The sequence below is a fragment of the Pseudomonas sp. Tul2A7 genome (assembly GCF_054790505.1).
This window is the reverse complement of record NZ_CP186499.1, coordinates 2,912,990-2,929,355: the sequence shown is the minus strand read 5'-3', so window position 1 is coordinate 2,929,355 and position 16,366 is coordinate 2,912,990. Positions and strand designations below refer to the sequence as shown.

Below are 16,366 nucleotides of genomic sequence, written 5' to 3'. Positions count from 1 at the left end.
CCATGCGCTTACTTGGCCTGCAAAGCCCGTACCTTGACGGTATCTCTGCCGGGCGCCTTGTCCTTGAGCCAGATGACCTTGGCCGAATGTGCTGCATCGAGCTGCTTCACTGCCTGCGACAAGCATCCATGCGTTTCACGTTCACTACGATCCAGATAGGCCTTGACCAGTTTGAACTCGGCGGGGCTCAAGCCACGCAATTCCAGTTCCAGGGGGCGCTCGTCGCGCAGCCGGTCAGCGGTTTTGGCAGCATCCAGGGCCATGCCCAGACGGTTCATCAACCGCTCGTACAACTCAGGTTTCGTGACGTTTTTCTGCCGTTGCTCCACCATCCCTCACCTCATTGAAGATAAGACTCACTCCCCAGTTAGAGCTTAGCTTCGCTGCACAAACCGGCTGCACGCCGCGACCAACGGCCCTCGTCATGGATTCGCCGTACCAAACAGCTGTAATCAGGGTTTCCCTAGGCCAAGCGCGGTCATGTATGCTACGGCGCTTCCTGTAATTCCACTTCCAGCTCGTCCGGGCCATCCCGAATGCCGCGTTGAAGAGGATTAGGCCACCCCTATCCAGTACAAAAGTAGCCATGCACGAACAATATCAGCCCCGTGAAATCGAAGCCGCCGCCCAGTCGTTCTGGGACGAGCAAAAGTCCTTTGAAGTCAGTGAACAGCCAGGCAAGGAGACTTACTACTGCCTGTCGATGTTCCCTTACCCCAGCGGCAAGCTACACATGGGGCACGTGCGCAACTACACCATCGGCGACGTGATCTCCCGTTATCAGCGCATGCAAGGCAAGAATGTTCTGCAACCGATGGGGTGGGACGCTTTCGGCATGCCGGCAGAAAACGCCGCGATGAAGAACAACGTCGCGCCGGCCAAGTGGACCTACGAAAACATCGCCTACATGAAAACCCAGCTGCGCAGCCTGGGTCTGGCGGTCGACTGGTCGCGCGAAGTCACCACCTGCAAGCCTGATTACTACCGCTGGGAACAATGGCTGTTCACTCGCCTGTTCGAAAAAGGTGTGATCTACCGCAAAAACGGCACCGTGAACTGGGACCCGATCGACCAGACCGTTCTGGCCAACGAACAGGTGATCGACGGTCGCGGCTGGCGTTCCGGCGCGCTGATCGAAAAGCGCGAAATCCCGATGTACTATTTCAAGATCACCGCTTATGCGGATGAGCTGCTGGAGAGCCTCGACGAGCTGACCGGCTGGCCTGAACAGGTCAAGACCATGCAGCGCAACTGGATCGGCAAATCCCGCGGCATGGAAGTACAGTTCCCGTACAACGTCGACTCGATCGGCGAAGCCGGCACTCTGAAAGTCTTCACCACCCGTCCGGACACCCTGATGGGCGCGACCTATGTCGCCGTGGCTGCCGAGCACCCACTGGCCACCCTCGCCGCAAAAAACAATACCGAGCTGCAAGCGTTCATCGCTGAATGCAAGGGCGGCAGCGTCGCCGAAGCCGACGTTGCTACCCAAGAGAAAAAAGGCCTGCCGACCGGCCTGTTCGTCGAGCACCCGCTGACCGGTGAAAAACTGCCGGTGTGGGTCGCCAACTATGTGCTGATGCACTACGGCGATGGCGCTGTGATGGCGGTACCGGCGCACGACGAGCGCGATTTCGAATTCGCCCACAAGTACAACCTGCCGGTCAAATCGGTGGTGCGTACCAGCTCCGGCGATACCAATCCGGCCCCGTGGCAAGACGCCTACGGCGAGCACGGCACGCTGATCAACTCCGGCGAGTTCGACGGTCTCGACTTCGCGGGCGCGTTCGACGCCATGGAAGTCGCCCTGATCAAGAAAGAACTGGGCGCCTCGCGCACCCAGTTCCGCCTGCGCGACTGGGGCATCAGCCGTCAGCGCTACTGGGGCTGCCCGATCCCGATCATCCATTGCGATACTTGCGGTGACGTGCCGGTGCCGGAAGATCAATTGCCTGTCGTCCTGCCGGAAGACGTGGTGCCGGACGGCGCCGGTTCGCCGCTGGCGCGCATGCCTGAGTTTTACGAGTGCGCTTGCCCGAAATGCGGCCAGCCTGCCAAGCGTGAAACCGACACCATGGACACTTTCGTCGAGTCGTCGTGGTATTACGCCCGTTACGCCTCGCCGCACTTTGAAGGTGGCCTGGTCGAGAAATCCGCGGCTGACCACTGGCTGCCGGTCGATCAGTACATCGGCGGTATCGAACACGCGATTCTTCACCTGCTCTATGCGCGCTTCTTCCACAAGCTGATGCGCGACGAAGGCCTGGTGAGCTCCAACGAGCCATTCAAGAACCTGCTGACCCAAGGCATGGTAATCGCCGAGACTTACTACCGTCGCGAAGCCAATGGTGCTTACACCTGGTTCAACCCGGCGGACGTAGAACTTGAGCGTGACAGCAAAGCCAAGGTCATCAGCGCCAAGCTGAAATCCGACGGCCTGCCGGTGGAAATCGGTGGCACCGAGAAGATGGCCAAGTCGAAGAACAATGGCGTTGACCCACAGTCGATGATCGATCAGTTCGGCGCCGATACTTGCCGCCTGTTCATGATGTTTGCCTCACCGCCAGACATGAGCGCCGAATGGTCGGACTCCGGCGTTGAAGGCTCGCACCGTTTCCTCAAGCGCGTCTGGCGTCTGGCGCAAGCCCATGTTAGCCAGGGTCTGCCGGGGAAACTCGACATCGCCAGCCTGAACGACGAGCAGAAAGCCGTTCGCCGTTCGATCCACGTGGCCATCAAGCAAGCCAGCCACGACGTCGGCCAGAACCACAAATTCAACACCGCCATCGCTCAGGTGATGACGCTGATGAACGTGCTGGAAAAGGCCGCACAAGGCACCGAACAGGATCGCGCACTGGTTCACGAAGGCCTGGAAGCCGTGACCTTGCTGCTCGCGCCAATCACGCCGCACATCAGCCACGAGCTGTGGAATCAACTGGGTCACAGCGATCCGGTGATCGACGCTGGCTGGCCTGTGGTCGACGAATCCGCGCTTGTACAAGACAGCCTGACCCTGGTCATCCAGGTCAACGGCAAACTGCGCGGGCAGATCGAGATGCCGGCGACCGCAACACGTGAAGAAGTCGAAGCGGCTGCTCGCATCAACGAGAACGTGCTGCGCTTTGTCGACGGCCTGACTATTCGTAAAGTGATCGTTGTGCCGGGGAAACTGGTCAACATCGTTGCCAGCTAATTGGATCGGGCGTCAGGTTCGCCTGGCGCCAAGTAAAACCTTTCGGGCCGTACAGTCGGCCCACGTGGTTTCAAGGGGAGCAACACAATGATCAAACGCAATCTGCTGGTGATGGGCCTCGCCGTCCTTCTGAGCGCCTGTGGTTTCCAGCTGCGCGGTACTGGCACCACCGAACTGGCGATCAAGGAGCTCGACGTGAGCGCTCGTAACGCCTACGGCGAGACGGTCACTCAACTGCGTCGGGTGCTTGAGTCCAGCGGCGTCAAGGTTTACAGCGGTGCACCGTACAAGCTGTTCCTGGCTGACGAGCAGGAAAACCAGCGCATCCTCAGCTACGCCGGTGCAGGTCGTACGGGCGAGTATCAGGTCACTACCGTCCTGAGCTACGACATCCGTGGCGACAAAAACCTTTCGCTGCTGAGCGACAAGCTTGAAGTGCAGAAAGTGTTTATCCACGACGGTAACAACCTCGTCGGCTCCGACCAGGAAGCCAACGACGCCCGTCGCGATATCCGTCGCGAGCTGGTTCAGCGCATGATGCTGCGCCTGCAACAGCTGACCCCAGGTCAACTGGAGCAACTGCAGCAAGCTGCCAACAACCGCGCCAAGGCTGAAGCTGACGCGCTCGAAGCGGCGCAAAAGGCTGAAGCGGAAACACCGCGCCAGTCGCCGCTCGAAATCCCGCAGCAGTAAGACGTTCGGGGCGCTCACGCGCCCCGTTCGACCTTTCTTATGAAGCTCGCTCCCGCCCAACTCGGCAAACATCTGCAAGGCGCCCTTGCGCCGGTCTACATCATCAGTGGCGATGACCCGCTGCTGTGCCAGGAAGCCGCCGACGCCATCCGCAGTGCTGCGCGTCAGCAAGGTTTCGACGAGCGCCAGGTGTTCGCTGCCGATGCCAGTTTCGATTGGGGTACGTTGTTGCAGGCCGGCGCCAGCATGTCGCTGTTCGCACAAAAACGCCTTTTGGAACTGCGCCTGCCTTCGGGCAAACCGGGTGACAAAGGTGCCGCGGCGCTTATCGAATACTGCTCGCGTCCCGCTGAAGACACGGTGCTGCTGGTCAGCCTGCCCAAGCTCGATGGCAGTGCGCAGAAGACCAAGTGGGGCAAGGCCCTGGTTGAAGGCCAGCAGACCCAGTTCATACAGATCTGGCCGGTCGATGCCAATCAACTGCCGAGCTGGATTCGTCAGCGTCTGTCGCAGGCCGGGTTATCGGCCAGCCAGGACGCCGTCGAATTGATTGCCGCACGCGTCGAGGGCAACCTGCTCGCCGCCGCGCAGGAAATCGAAAAGCTCAAGCTGATGGCCGAAAGTGGGCAGATCACCGTCGAAACCGTGCAGGCCGCCGTCGCGGACAGTGCGCGATTCGACGTGTTTGGCCTGACCGATGCCGTGCTCAACGGCGAACCGGCTCACGCCTTGCGCATGCTCGAAGGGCTGCGCGGCGAAGGTGTCGAACCGCCAGTGATTCTCTGGGCACTGGCGCGAGAGCTGCGGTTGCTGGCCAACATCTCGCTGCAATACAGCCAGGGTACACCGCTGGACAAGTGCTTCAGCCAAGCCAAACCGCCGGTCTGGGACAAGCGCAAGCCGCTGATGAGCAAAGCCCTGCAACGCTACTCGGCGCAACGCTGGGCGCAGTTGTTGCTCGAAGCACAGCGGATCGATGCGCAGATCAAAGGCCAAGCCGCCGGTTCGCCGTGGATGAGCCTGAGCCGCTTGGCGTTGTTGATGTCCGGCCAGCGTCTGACACTCCCCGCCGAATAACCTGTTCTACCGCATAACGGCCATTCGCGAGCAGGCTCGCTCCCACATTGAAATGCATTCCAAATGTGGGAGCGAGCCTGCTCGCGAAAGCGTCAGAACATTCCTACACAACAGGCACTGGACAGATGCCCAACATCGGCAGATTATTTCCCCCGCAAAACCCACTCACTCGAGAGAACCCTCATGAGCAAAAAGCCATCGAAACATGGCCCGAACAAGGCCAAATCCATCGTCGCCCAGCCCCTGTTCCGCAGTCGCCAGGAACGACCAACCAAGGGTAAAGGCAGCTACCGCCGCGAAGCCTTCCAGTCTGACAGCTGGGAGGCTTCTTACTTTCTGGTTGCTTGAAGCGCAGTACCCCCAGGTCATGTTAAGGTCTGCACCTGATTCGTATCCCCTGGACCTGTGCATGCCCTTTAGTCTTTCCCATCGTTGGCCTGTCCGCCAATTGATCGCTGCCTCCAGTTTCATTCTGCTTGTCGCTTGTGCGGAAAAACCGACCGCCGCCGATGCGCAACCCCTTCAAGCCGCCCCTGTTGCCACGGCCCCAGCGATCATCCCGCCGGTAGTGCCGTCCGCCGACCCTCTCGATCTTCAGCCGACTCAGACCTTTGCCGAATGGCAGGCAGGTTTCCGCAAGGACGCGCTGGCCGCCGGGATTCGTCCAGAGCTGTTTGATCGCGCCTTTGCCAATGTCAGTTTCGACGCCAGCGTGATTCGTGCCGACCGCAGTCAGCCGGAATTCTCCCGCCCGGTGTGGGAATACCTCGACGGCGCGCTGTCGCCGCTGCGCGTGCGCAAGGGCCAGGCGCTGATCAGCCAGTACGCCGATATTCTACAAAGCATCGAGCAGCGTTATGGCGTCGACCGTCAGGCGCTGGTGTCGGTGTGGGGCATGGAAAGCAACTTTGGCCAGTTCCAGGGCAGCAAGTCGGTGATCAACTCGCTGGCTACCCTCGCTTACGAAGGGCGCCGTCCGGGCTTTGCTCATGCGCAATTGATCGCTGCTTTGCAGATCCTGCAGCAGGGCGATATCACGCCGGAGAAAATGCTTGGCTCGTGGGCCGGCGCCATGGGCCAGACCCAATTCATTCCGACCACCTACAACACTCACGCCGTGGACTTCGACGGTGACGGTCGCCGCGATATCTGGGGCAGCCCTGCCGATGCACTGGCCTCGACCGCGCATTACCTGCAAAGCTCCGGCTGGCAACGTGGTCAACCGTGGGGTTTTGAAGTGCAATTGCCGAGCAGTTTCAATTACACGCTGGCTGATGGTGCTATTCGCAAAAGCGTTGCCGAATGGCGTCAACTGGGTGTGATGCTGCCGAACGGCACTCAGGTCCCGGCAGGTTCAGAACAACTGTCCGCCGCCCTGCTGCTGCCCGCCGGCTATCGCGGGCCGGCGTTCCTGATCCTCGACAACTTCCGGGCGATCCTCAAGTACAACAACTCTTCGTCGTATGCCTTGGCGGTGAGCTTGCTGTCCGAGCGTTTCAGTGGCGGTGGCTTGATCAACGGCAGCTGGCCGAAAGATGACCTGCCGCTGAGCCGTACCGAGCGTATGGAATTGCAAACCCTGCTGAGCGCGCGCAATTACGATGCCGGCACAGCGGACGGGATCATCGGCGCCAATACGCGCAAAGCGATTCGCAGTGCCCAGCAGTCGCTTGGCTGGCCGGCGGACGGGTATCCGACGCACAAGCTGCTGGAAAGCCTGCGCAACCAATAAAGTAAAAATCAAAAGATCGCAGCCTTCGGCAGCTCCTACAGGGCAAATATCAATCCCCTGTAGGAGCTGCTGAAGGCTGCGATCTTTTTGCTTCACCCACAAACTATCGGGTGACGACATCCTGCTCCAGCATCAACTCCTGCTTCCCGGCATCCAGCCGCACCAGCGCCCCCATTGGCAACGTCAGGTTCGGATCGCAGTGCCCGCTACGCCACCCCGACAAAACCGGAATCCGCAACGGCTCGAAAGTTTGCTTGAGCAAGCGGTTCAGTGCCGCGACATCCACACCTGCTATGTCCCCGACCAGCACGCCACGCAGTTTGGCTAATTTGCCGGCCAAGCGCATCTGCGTCAGCAATCGGTCGATGCGATACAGCGGCTCGTTGATGTCTTCGATGAGCAGAATCACCCCTGCGACATCAATCTCGTAAGGCGTGCCCAGCGTTGCGGCGATCATCGCCAGATTACCGCCGAGCAAGCGCCCATGGGCGATACCAGGCTCGACAGTGGTCAATGGATAAGCCACCGGATGGCTAAACACACTCCCTGCCTTCAATTGCCCGCGCAGCATGGCGAAGAACGAGGTGACCGTCGGCGGCTCCTTGTCACCCAGCAGGTCAGCATTGAGCAGCGGCCCGTGAAAGGTCACGAACCCGGCATAACGACTGATGGCCAGGTGCAGTGCGGTGATATCGCTGTAGCCGACGAAAGGCTTGGCGTGGCGGCTCAGCAAATCGTAGTCGATGCGGTCGAGCAAGCGCGGCGTACCGTAGCCGCCGCGCAGGCAAATGATGGCATCAACCTCGGGATCAGCGAACGCTGCGTGCAGATCGCGCAGGCGCACATCGTCACTGCCGGCCAGATAGCCGTCCTTCTCGTAGACGCCGGGAAACACTTTCAAGCCATAGCCGCGGGCGCGCATCCATTGCAGCGCCTTATCTGTGTCCAGAGCACCGGGGCCGGCAGGTGCAATGACGCCGATCAGTCCTTCTGAGGGCAACGCGGGCACGGCTCTGTGCGGACAAAGTGTGTGGGTCGGTCGAACGGTCATCCTTGGATCTCCCTGTGAGTCATGCACACACAGTAGTCAGGAACGGCGGCAAACAGAAGAGGGTCGGCCACGCCGCAGGTTGCAGGAAAAATCAGCATCGAATGTAAGACGGGCAAAAAAATGCCCGCCGGGTGTTAAAACCTCGGCGGGCATTTTTTCATTCAGCGCCGGATCAGGAACCCAGCAGCTCAGCCTTGACCAGCTTCGCTTGCTCATCGGCGTGATACGAAGAACGCACCAGCGGGCCCGACGCGACGTTCTTGAAGCCCATCTTGTAACCTTCCTCGGCGAACCAGGCGAAGGTGTCCGGGTGCACAAAACGCTGCACCGGCAAGTGACTGCGCGACGGTTGCAGATACTGGCCAAGGGTCAGCATGTCGATGTCATGTTCGCGCATGCGCTTCATCACTTCGATGACCTCTTCATCGGTCTCACCCAGACCCAGCATCAGGCCGGATTTGGTCGGAATGTGCGGCATCATCTGCTTAAAGCGTTGCAACAGAGTCAGCGACCACTGGTAATCCGAACCCGGACGCGCAGCCTTGTACAGGCGCGGCACGGTTTCCAGGTTGTGGTTGAACACATCCGGCGGCTCGGCGGCGGTGATTTCCAGCGCGACGTCCATGCGGCCACGGTAGTCCGGAACAAGAGTCTCGAGCTGCACGTTCGGCGACAGTTTGCGGATTTCGCGGATGCAATCGGCAAAATGCTGGGCACCGCCGTCACGCAGGTCGTCGCGGTCAACCGAAGTGATCACCACGTACTTGAGCTTGAGGTCGGCGATGGCGATGGCCAGGCTTTCCGGCTCGTTGACGTCCAGTGGCTTCGGACGACCGTGGCCAACGTCGCAGAACGGGCAGCGACGGGTGCAGATGTCACCCATGATCATGAAGGTCGCGGTGCCGCCGGAGAAGCACTCGCCCAGGTTCGGGCAGGAGGCTTCTTCGCAAACGCTGTGCAGCTTGTGTTTGCGCAGCAGGCTCTTGATGCGGTCGACTTCCGGCGAAACCGGGATGCGCACGCGAATCCAGTCAGGTTTCTTCGGCAGTTCGGTGGTCGGAATGATCTTTACCGGGATGCGTGCAACCTTCTCGGCGCCGCGCAGCTTGACGCCGGCTTCTACCTTGGGACGCGGGGCCGGGCGCTCGGTCACGTCGAGCGTCGGGATCATGGTTTGCACTGCATCAGTAGTCATATCAGTCGATTCCGCCCGTCAGGGTCGTCTGCTCAGCATAGTCGAGGTGTTTGACGAGCTGCGCGCGCAGCCGGGCACTTACCTCGGCAAATTCAATCGATCCTGCGTGGTCGCTCAGCTGGGTCATCGCCAGCCCGGCATAGCCGCAGGGATTAATCCGTCGAAACGGTTCCAGGTTCATATCCACGTTCAGGGCCAGGCCATGAAAGGAACAACCGTGGCGAATCCGCAAACCCAGAGAAGCGATTTTCGCTCCATTGACGTACACACCGGGAGCGTCTGGCTTGGCCGCCGCGGTCACGCCGTAGCTGGCCAGCAGTTCGATCAGGCAAAGCTCCATGCGGCTGACCAGATCACGTACGCCGAAACCCAGCTTGCGCACATCCAGTAACAGGTAAGCCACCAATTGGCCGGGGCCATGATAAGTCACCTGGCCGCCACGATCGACCTGCACCACCGGGATGTCTCCCGGCAGCAGCAAGTGTTCGGCCTTGCCAGCCTGGCCCTGAGTGAACACCGGCGGGTGTTCGACGAGCCAGATTTCGTCGGCGGCATTGCTGCCGCGTTCATTGGTGAAACGTTGCATGGCATGCCAGACCGGCTCGTAAGCCAACTGGCCAAGTTCGCGAAAGCCCAGCGTGCCCGGCATCACAACACCATGTGTACGAAACCGGTCGCCCGCAGTTCGCTGTTGATGTTGTACAGCTGATCCTGATCGGTCGCGACGATGTGCAACTGAATCGTGGTGTATTTGCCGTTGCTGCTCGAACGTTCGTCGACACGCTCATCGTTGATCTCCGCGAATTTCTTCACGATCTCGATGATCTTGTCTTTGTGACCTACACCCGTATCGCTGATTACCTTAATCGGATAATCAGTCTGGGGAAATTCGATCTTTGGCGCCTTTACTTCGGTATCGGTCATGGCGTAACGGCCTCTTGAGCGCAAGCCGTGATAACGCGCATGGCCCCGCACCGGATCGGGGCGGGGCCATGCAGGTCAACACAAATCAGTTGAACAAGCCGTAGAAGAATAGACGGATGCTATCCCACATGCGGCGGAAGATACCACCCTCCTCGACGCCATCCAGAGCGATCAGGTCAGCGCTGTGCACGACCTTGTCTTCCAGTTTGACTTCGACTTTACCGATCACGTCGCCCTTGGCGATTGGCGCGGTCAGTTGCGGGTTCATGGTCATGCTGGCAGCGAGCTTTTTCAGCTGGCCTTTTGGCAGGGTCATGGTCAGGTCTTCAGCCAGGCCGGCCTTGACTTGATTGGTGGTGCCTTTCCACACCGGGGCCTGAGCCAGTTCGGTGCCCTTCTGATAGAAGGTCTGGGTTTCGAAGAAGCGGAAACCGTAGGTCAGCAGCTTCTGGGTTTCAGCGGCGCGAGCCACTTCGCTGTTGGTGCCGAACACCACGGCGATCAGGCGCTGGCCATCACGTACAGCCGAGGACACCATGCAGTAGCCGGCTTCATCGGTGTGACCGGTTTTCAGACCGTCAACGGTCTTGTCACGCCACAGCAGCAGGTTGCGGTTAGGTTGCTTGATGCCGTTCCAGAAGAACTCTTTCTGCGAGTAGATCGCGTAGTGAGCCGGGTCTTCGTGGATGATCGCACGCGCCAGGATCGCCATGTCGTGAGCCGACGAGTAGTGCTCAGGATTTGGCAGACCGGTCGGGTTCATGAAGTGGGTATTGGTCATGCCCAGATCGGTGACGGTCTTGTTCATCAGATCGGCGAACGCATCTTCGCTGCCGGCGATGTGCTCGGACAGCGCCACGCTGGCGTCGTTGCCGGACTGGATGATGATGCCGTGCAGCAGGTCGCTGACAGTCACCTGCGAGCCGACTTTGATGAACATCCGCGAACCGCCGGTACGCCAAGCGTTCTCGCTGACGGTCACCGGATCGTTTTCACCGATCTGGCCACGACGGATTTCCAAGGTCGCGATGTACGCGGTCATCAGCTTGGTCAGGCTGGCCGGTGGCAAACGCTGGTCACCGTTGTTTTCTACCAGCACGTTGCCGCTGGCGGCATCCATGAGTACGTAGGCTTTAGCGGCCAGTTGCGGTGGCGACGGCATCATCTCGGCCGCGAAGGCGGCTGGCGAGAGGAGCAGCGGGACTAGCAGACACAGGCGTTTGGCAAAGGTGGTGATGTTCATCCGTCTCTCGAAATCGCTAATGGAAACTGCCCTTGCGGACAAAATTTAATCAGATGACTTTCTAACGAGCCATCGCGTGTTCAGTTGCTCACTCCAGTCACCCTTGCCGGGCTTTTGTTCTTCGACGAGCCAACAACCTGGTTCACCCCCCGATACCGCAAGTGAACCGTCAATCAAGTTCTACGTATTACTCGGTGACCACGCTTGGCGAACCAAGATTGGCCAGGCGCACGCTGTTCTGCACCTGGGCGATTTCACCCGGCGAGCCGATCGGCCCCAGGCGTACCCGATGCAGAGTCTGCTGATTGCGCACGATCGAGCTGATGAACACCGGAGCGCTCACCATCCCGCTGAGCTTCGACCTCAGCAGTTCTGCAGCGTCCGGGTTGGCGAACGCGCCCACCTGCAGATACTGGCCAGACGCTGTTGCAGAAGCGTTTTTTTTTGCGCTCATCGGCACCGGGACGGTGTCAGAGGCGTGTTGTTGCGGTGGCGGCGTCCATTGTTCGACGGTGCCGGCCGATGCCGTGATCACCGGAGCGCTGTTCTGCGCGACTTGCGGCTCGTTGAGCATCAGCGGTGCCGGACGGCCCTTGGCAGCCCAATACTGCTGCGGATCGATGCCTTCAACCTTGACCCGCGCGGTGCCGGTTTCGGCGTAACCGAGTTTTTTCGCCGCCGCGTAGGACAAATCGATAATGCGGTCAGAGTAGAACGGCCCACGGTCATTGACCCGCAGGATCACCGTCCGGTTGTTGTCCAGGTTGGTCACCCGAACGTAACTTGGCAGTGGCAAGGTTTTGTGCGCGGCACTCATGCCGTACAGGTCGTAGACCTCGCCATTGGCGGTGTTCTGACCATGAAACTTGGTGCCGTACCAGGACGCCGTACCCGAAGCGACGTAGGTCTTGGACTCTTGCAACGGGAAGTAGGTCTTGCCCAGCACGGTATACGGGTTGGCCTTGTAGGGCCCGGTGTGCAGGGTCGGGGTGGCATCGGGGATGCGCGACACGTCGACGTCCCACCACGGCGCGCCATCTTTGTGTGCGCGGTTGATGTCCAGGCCCGGCTGCGCACGCACAGCGGTCGAAGAGGTTTTCTGTGTCGGCGCACGGCTGGTCGTACAACTGGCGACCAACACCGCCAACGCAGCGAAAGCCACCAGCTTCAGGGGTTTATTGTTAGGCAATGCCCGCATTACTTGACGCCCCGTGCTTGTACCAGCTGTTCAGACAGTTGATGTACGGCCATGGCGTACATCACGCTGCGGTTATAACGCGTGATCGCGTAAAAATTCTTCAGGCCCATCCAGTATTCGGGGCCATTGTCGCCTTCGAGGCGAAATGCAGTAACCGGCATATCATCGCGCAGCGCATCATGACTTGACCAGCCCAGCGCTCGCAACTCTGCGACGGTCTTTGTCGGCTCGATGCCGGTGGTCAGGCCTTCATCGACCTGCTCGCCACGCACATCGGCGCGGCTGACCACAGGTTCGCCGGCCACCCAGCCGTGACGCTTGAAGTAACTGGCGACGCTGCCGATCGCATCATCCGGGTTGTTCCAGATATTGATGTGGCCGTCACCGTCGAAATCCACCGCGTAAGCGCGGAAGCTGCTCGGCATGAACTGCGGCAAGCCCATGGCCCCGGCGTACGAGCCTTTCAGGGTCAGTGGGTCGACCTGTTCTTCACGCGCCAGCAGCAGGAACTCACGCAGTTCCTTGCGGAAAAATTCGGCACGGGGAGGATAGTCGAAACCGAGCGTGGACAATGCATCGATCACCCGGAAATTACCGGTATTACGTCCGAAAAAGGTTTCAACGCCGATAATCGACACGATGACTTGTGCCGGTACCCCGTATTCCTGCTCGGCACGGGCCAGGGTCGCCTCGTGTTGACGCCAGAAGTCCACACCACGAGCAATACGCGCGTCAGTGATGAACATCGGGCGATATTCTTTCCACTGCTTGACCCGTTCGGCGGGCTTGGAAATGGCGTCAAGAATCGACTGCTTGCGCTCTGCCTCGCGGAACACCCCCATCAGTTGTTCACCGGCGAAACCATAGTCGCGGGTCATTTCACCGACGAACTCGGCCACCTGCGGCGAGCCTTCGTATTCGCCGGCCAGCGCTTCCTGCACACTGCCCAGGAGGCCCATCAGGCCAACCAGCGGCGCGCATCGAGTCGCCCAGCCACGCATTACTTGCATTGAACTCTTCACCTTATTCAAACCTGCGCGATCCACTTGCGATGGGTATGGATCGACATCAAAACCCCAAACGCTGACAGCAGTGTCACCAGCGAAGTTCCTCCGTAGCTAATGAACGGCAACGGCACCCCTACGACCGGCAACAGGCCACTGACCATACCGATGTTGACGAAAACGTAAACAAAAAACGTCATGGTCAACGCCCCGGCGAGCAATTTGCCGAACAGCGTTTGTGCCTGCGCGGTAATCACCAGCCCTCGGCCGATCAACAGCAGGTAGATCAGCAACAGCGCGCAAATGCCCACCAGCCCGAACTCTTCGCCGAGTACGGCAATGATGAAGTCGGTGTGGCTTTCCGGCAGAAAGTCCAGGTGCGACTGAGTACCGAGCAGCCAGCCCTTGCCAAAAACACCGCCGGAACCGATCGCGGCTTTCGACTGAATGATGTTCCAGCCGGTGCCCAGCGGGTCACTTTCCGGGTCGAGGAAGGTCAGGATCCGCTGCTTCTGGTAGTCGTGCATGATGAAAAACCACATCGCCACCGACACCGGAATTGCGGCGGCCAGCACGCTGAGAATCCAGCGCCAGCGCAGCCCGCCCATGAACAAGACGAATGCGCCGCCCGCCAGGATCAGCAGCGAAGTGCCCAGATCGGGCTGGCGCACAATCAGCGCGAACGGCACGCCGATCAGCATCAGGCTGATGCCGACATGCTTGAGTTGTGGCGGTAACGTGCGCTTGGACAGGTACCAGGCGATGGTCGCCGGCATCAGAATCTTCATGAATTCCGAAGGCTGGAAGCGAATCACCCCTGGGATATTGATCCAGCGTGTCGCGCCCATGGCGTTGTGACCCATGATGTCCACCACCAGCAGCAACACCACGCCAATCACATAGCCGAGCGGCACCCAACGCGCCATGAAACGCGGCTCGAACTGGGCGATGATGATCATCGACACCAGACCGATACCGAATGAAGTAGCCTGTTTGGCCAGCAGATCCCAGCTTTTGCCACTGGCCGAATACAGCACGAACAGGCTGCCGGCGGCGAGGATCAGCAGCAGAATCAACAACGGGCCATCGATATGCAGTCTTTGCAGCAACGTCGCGCGGCGACGCATCACATCCTCACTGGAGAGCATGCGATCAAAGTTATTCATCACGGGCCGTAGCCTCCGCACTGATTGGGCTGGCGTATTCGGCCTTCAAACGTCCGTCCTGGTCGAGCAGCCAGGCATCCATGACCTGGCGCACCACCGGCGCCGCAACGCCGGAGCCGGACTCACCGTTCTCGACCATCACCGATACAACGATTTTCGGGTCATCGGCCGGGGCGAAACCGACGAACAAGGCATGGTCGCGGTGACGTTCCTGAACCTTGGAGCGGTCGTACTTCTCACCCTGCTTGATCGCCACGACCTGCGCGGTACCCGACTTGCCGGCAATGCGGTATTGCGCGCCGATGGCCGCTTTGCGCGCAGTACCACGCGCGCCGTGCATCACCTGCTGCATACCGTGGTTGACCTTGGTCCAGTCCGACGGATCACGCAGGACAATGTCCGGCATCGGATTCTCGTCAACCGGCTTCACCCCTTCGAGGGACTTGGCCAGGTGCGGACGATTCCAGATGCCTTTGTTGGCCACCAGCGCCGTCGCCTGGGCCAATTGCAGCGGCGTCGATTGCATATAGCCCTGGCCGATCCCGAGGATCAGGGTTTCGCCCGGGAACCACGCCTGTTTGCGCGTCGCCCGCTTCCACTCGCGCGATGGCATCAGGCCGGGGGATTCTTCGAACATGTCCAGCGAGACCTTCTGGCCGATGCCGAACTTGTTCATATAAGCCGACAACCGATCAATGCCGAGCTTGTGCGCCAGGTCGTAGAAGTAGGTGTCGTTGGAACGCATGATCGCGGTATCGAGATCGACGAAGCCGTCACCGGTGCGGTTCCAGTTACGGTATTTGTGATCGTAGTTGGGCAGCATGTAGTAGCCCGGGTCGAACACCCGGCTCGACGCCGTCACCACACCGGAATCAAGACCGGCAATCGCCACCGCCGGTTTGATCGTCGAACCCGGCGGATACAGACCGCGCAATACACGGTTGAACAACGGCCGGTCGATCGAATCACGCAACTCGGCATACGCCTTGAAGCTGATCCCGGTGACGAACAGGTTCGGATCGAAGCTCGGCTGACTGACCATCGCCAGCACTTCGCCGGTCTTCGGATCCAGCGCCACGACCGCGCCGCGACGTCCGCCCAATGCTGCCTCGGCGGCTTCCTGCAATTTGATGTCCAGGCTCAGCACAATGTCCTTGCCGGGAATCGGATCGGTGCGCTTGAGCACCCGCAACACACGGCCACGGGCGTTGGTCTCGACTTCTTCGTAACCGACCTGACCGTGCAATTCCGGCTCGTAGAAACGCTCGATGCCGGTTTTACCGATGTGGTGGGTGCCGCTGTAGTTGACCGGGTCGAGGCTCTTCAACTCTTTCTCGTTGATCCGCCCCATGTAGCCCACCGAGTGCGCAAAATGCGCGCCCTGCGGGTAGTGACGAACCAGTTGTGCAACCACCTCCACGCCGGGCAGGCGGAACTGGTTCACGGCGATGCGGGCGATCTGCTCTTCGCTCAGCTCGAACAGAATCGGCACCGGCTCGAACGGCCGGCGCCCTTGGCGCATGCGTTTTTCGAAAATCACCCGGTCCTCGGGCGTCAGCTCCAGCACTTCGACGATGACGTCAAGCACTTGCTGCCAGTCGCCGGAGCGCTCGCGGGTCATGCTCAGGCTGAAGCTTGGACGGTTGTCCGCTACCACCACACCGTTGCGGTCGAAAATCAACCCACGGGTCGGTGGAATCGGCTGCACGTGGACGCGGTTGTTTTCCGACAGTGTCGAGTGATACTCGTACTGGATCACCTGCAAGTAATACAGCCGCGCGATCAACACGCCGATCAACAGCATGATCGCAATGGCCCCGAACACGACGCGGCTACGCACCAGGCGTGCGTCCTTTTCGTGGTCCTTGATGCGGATCGGCTGAGACATGA

General features: G+C 60.0%; 15 protein-coding genes. 5 read left to right on the top strand and 10 right to left on the bottom strand.

From position 1 onward, the window contains the following. Nucleotides 1-8: 8 nt before the first annotated feature. Nucleotides 9-332 carry a hypothetical protein gene (locus ACOYXJ_RS13205; protein ID WP_016986130.1) on the bottom strand — a complete coding sequence of 108 codons (324 nt, stop codon included), beginning with the start codon at nucleotides 330-332 and terminating at the stop codon, nucleotides 9-11. A gap of 254 nt (nucleotides 333-586) precedes the next feature. Here ACOYXJ_RS13205 and leuS point away from each other — a divergent pair, with 254 nt between their 5' ends. The 5 genes from leuS (at nucleotide 587) to ACOYXJ_RS13180 (ending at nucleotide 6,695) form a co-directional block, all read left to right on the top strand. Continuing rightward, complete coding sequence (gene leuS, locus ACOYXJ_RS13200) at nucleotides 587-3,193, top strand: leucine--tRNA ligase (protein ID WP_095122061.1); 2,607 nt, start codon at nucleotides 587-589, stop codon at nucleotides 3,191-3,193. Nucleotides 3,194-3,280: 87 nt separating this feature from the next. Continuing rightward, nucleotides 3,281-3,886, top strand: coding sequence for an LPS-assembly lipoprotein LptE (locus tag ACOYXJ_RS13195; RefSeq protein WP_460369842.1), 606 nt, complete (start codon nucleotides 3,281-3,283; stop codon nucleotides 3,884-3,886). A gap of 39 nt (nucleotides 3,887-3,925) precedes the next feature. Further along, nucleotides 3,926-4,963 carry a DNA polymerase III subunit delta gene (holA, locus tag ACOYXJ_RS13190; RefSeq protein WP_460369840.1) on the top strand — a complete coding sequence of 346 codons (1,038 nt, stop codon included), beginning with the start codon at nucleotides 3,926-3,928 and terminating at the stop codon, nucleotides 4,961-4,963. Nucleotides 4,964-5,146: 183 nt separating this feature from the next. Then, nucleotides 5,147-5,311: an alternative ribosome rescue factor ArfA gene (gene arfA / locus ACOYXJ_RS13185; protein WP_460369838.1), complete on the top strand. Its 165-nt coding sequence runs from the start codon at nucleotides 5,147-5,149 to the stop codon at nucleotides 5,309-5,311. 61 nt (nucleotides 5,312-5,372) lie between these two features. Further along, the gene (locus ACOYXJ_RS13180; RefSeq protein ID WP_460369836.1) at nucleotides 5,373-6,695 is read left to right on the top strand and encodes a lytic murein transglycosylase; all 1,323 of its coding nucleotides are present in this window, start codon (nucleotides 5,373-5,375) and stop codon (nucleotides 6,693-6,695) included. A gap of 103 nt (nucleotides 6,696-6,798) precedes the next feature. On the opposite strand, the gene ACOYXJ_RS13175 is transcribed toward ACOYXJ_RS13180, so the two are convergent. The 9 genes from ACOYXJ_RS13175 to mrdA form a co-directional block, all read right to left on the bottom strand. Continuing rightward, nucleotides 6,799-7,746 carry a S66 peptidase family protein gene (locus ACOYXJ_RS13175; protein WP_460369834.1) on the bottom strand — a complete coding sequence of 316 codons (948 nt, stop codon included), beginning with the start codon at nucleotides 7,744-7,746 and terminating at the stop codon, nucleotides 6,799-6,801. A gap of 172 nt (nucleotides 7,747-7,918) precedes the next feature. Beyond that, nucleotides 7,919-8,917, bottom strand: a complete 999-nt coding sequence (gene lipA / locus ACOYXJ_RS13170; RefSeq protein ID WP_161986515.1) for a lipoyl synthase — start codon at nucleotides 8,915-8,917, stop codon at nucleotides 7,919-7,921. A gap of 25 nt (nucleotides 8,918-8,942) precedes the next feature. After that, nucleotides 8,943-9,590, bottom strand: a complete 648-nt coding sequence (gene lipB / locus ACOYXJ_RS13165; RefSeq protein WP_460369832.1) for a lipoyl(octanoyl) transferase LipB — start codon at nucleotides 9,588-9,590, stop codon at nucleotides 8,943-8,945. Next, nucleotides 9,590-9,865 (bottom strand): DUF493 domain-containing protein, encoded by a 276-nt coding sequence (locus tag ACOYXJ_RS13160; RefSeq protein WP_095122074.1) that lies wholly within the window; start codon nucleotides 9,863-9,865, stop codon nucleotides 9,590-9,592. Before ACOYXJ_RS13160 ends, lipB begins: the two co-directional genes overlap by 1 nt. Nucleotides 9,866-9,950: 85 nt before the next feature. Beyond that, nucleotides 9,951-11,108, bottom strand: a complete 1,158-nt coding sequence (locus ACOYXJ_RS13155; protein WP_016986121.1) for a D-alanyl-D-alanine carboxypeptidase family protein — start codon at nucleotides 11,106-11,108, stop codon at nucleotides 9,951-9,953. A 187-nt stretch (nucleotides 11,109-11,295) separates the two neighbouring features. After that, entirely contained in the window at nucleotides 11,296-12,306 is a 1,011-nt protein-coding gene (locus tag ACOYXJ_RS13150) for a septal ring lytic transglycosylase RlpA family protein (RefSeq protein WP_095122076.1), read from the bottom strand. Then, the gene (mltB, locus tag ACOYXJ_RS13145; protein ID WP_095122077.1) at nucleotides 12,306-13,316 is read right to left on the bottom strand and encodes a lytic murein transglycosylase B; all 1,011 of its coding nucleotides are present in this window, start codon (nucleotides 13,314-13,316) and stop codon (nucleotides 12,306-12,308) included. The genes ACOYXJ_RS13150 and mltB overlap by 1 nt, the downstream gene beginning before the upstream one ends. A 17-nt stretch (nucleotides 13,317-13,333) precedes the next feature. Continuing rightward, complete coding sequence (gene rodA / locus ACOYXJ_RS13140; protein ID WP_049802149.1) at nucleotides 13,334-14,437, bottom strand: rod shape-determining protein RodA; 1,104 nt, start codon at nucleotides 14,435-14,437, stop codon at nucleotides 13,334-13,336. Between the two features lie 31 nt (nucleotides 14,438-14,468). Then, nucleotides 14,469-16,364 carry a penicillin-binding protein 2 gene (gene mrdA, locus ACOYXJ_RS13135; RefSeq protein WP_322844925.1) on the bottom strand — a complete coding sequence of 632 codons (1,896 nt, stop codon included), beginning with the start codon at nucleotides 16,362-16,364 and terminating at the stop codon, nucleotides 14,469-14,471. Nucleotides 16,365-16,366: the final 2 nt, after the last annotated feature.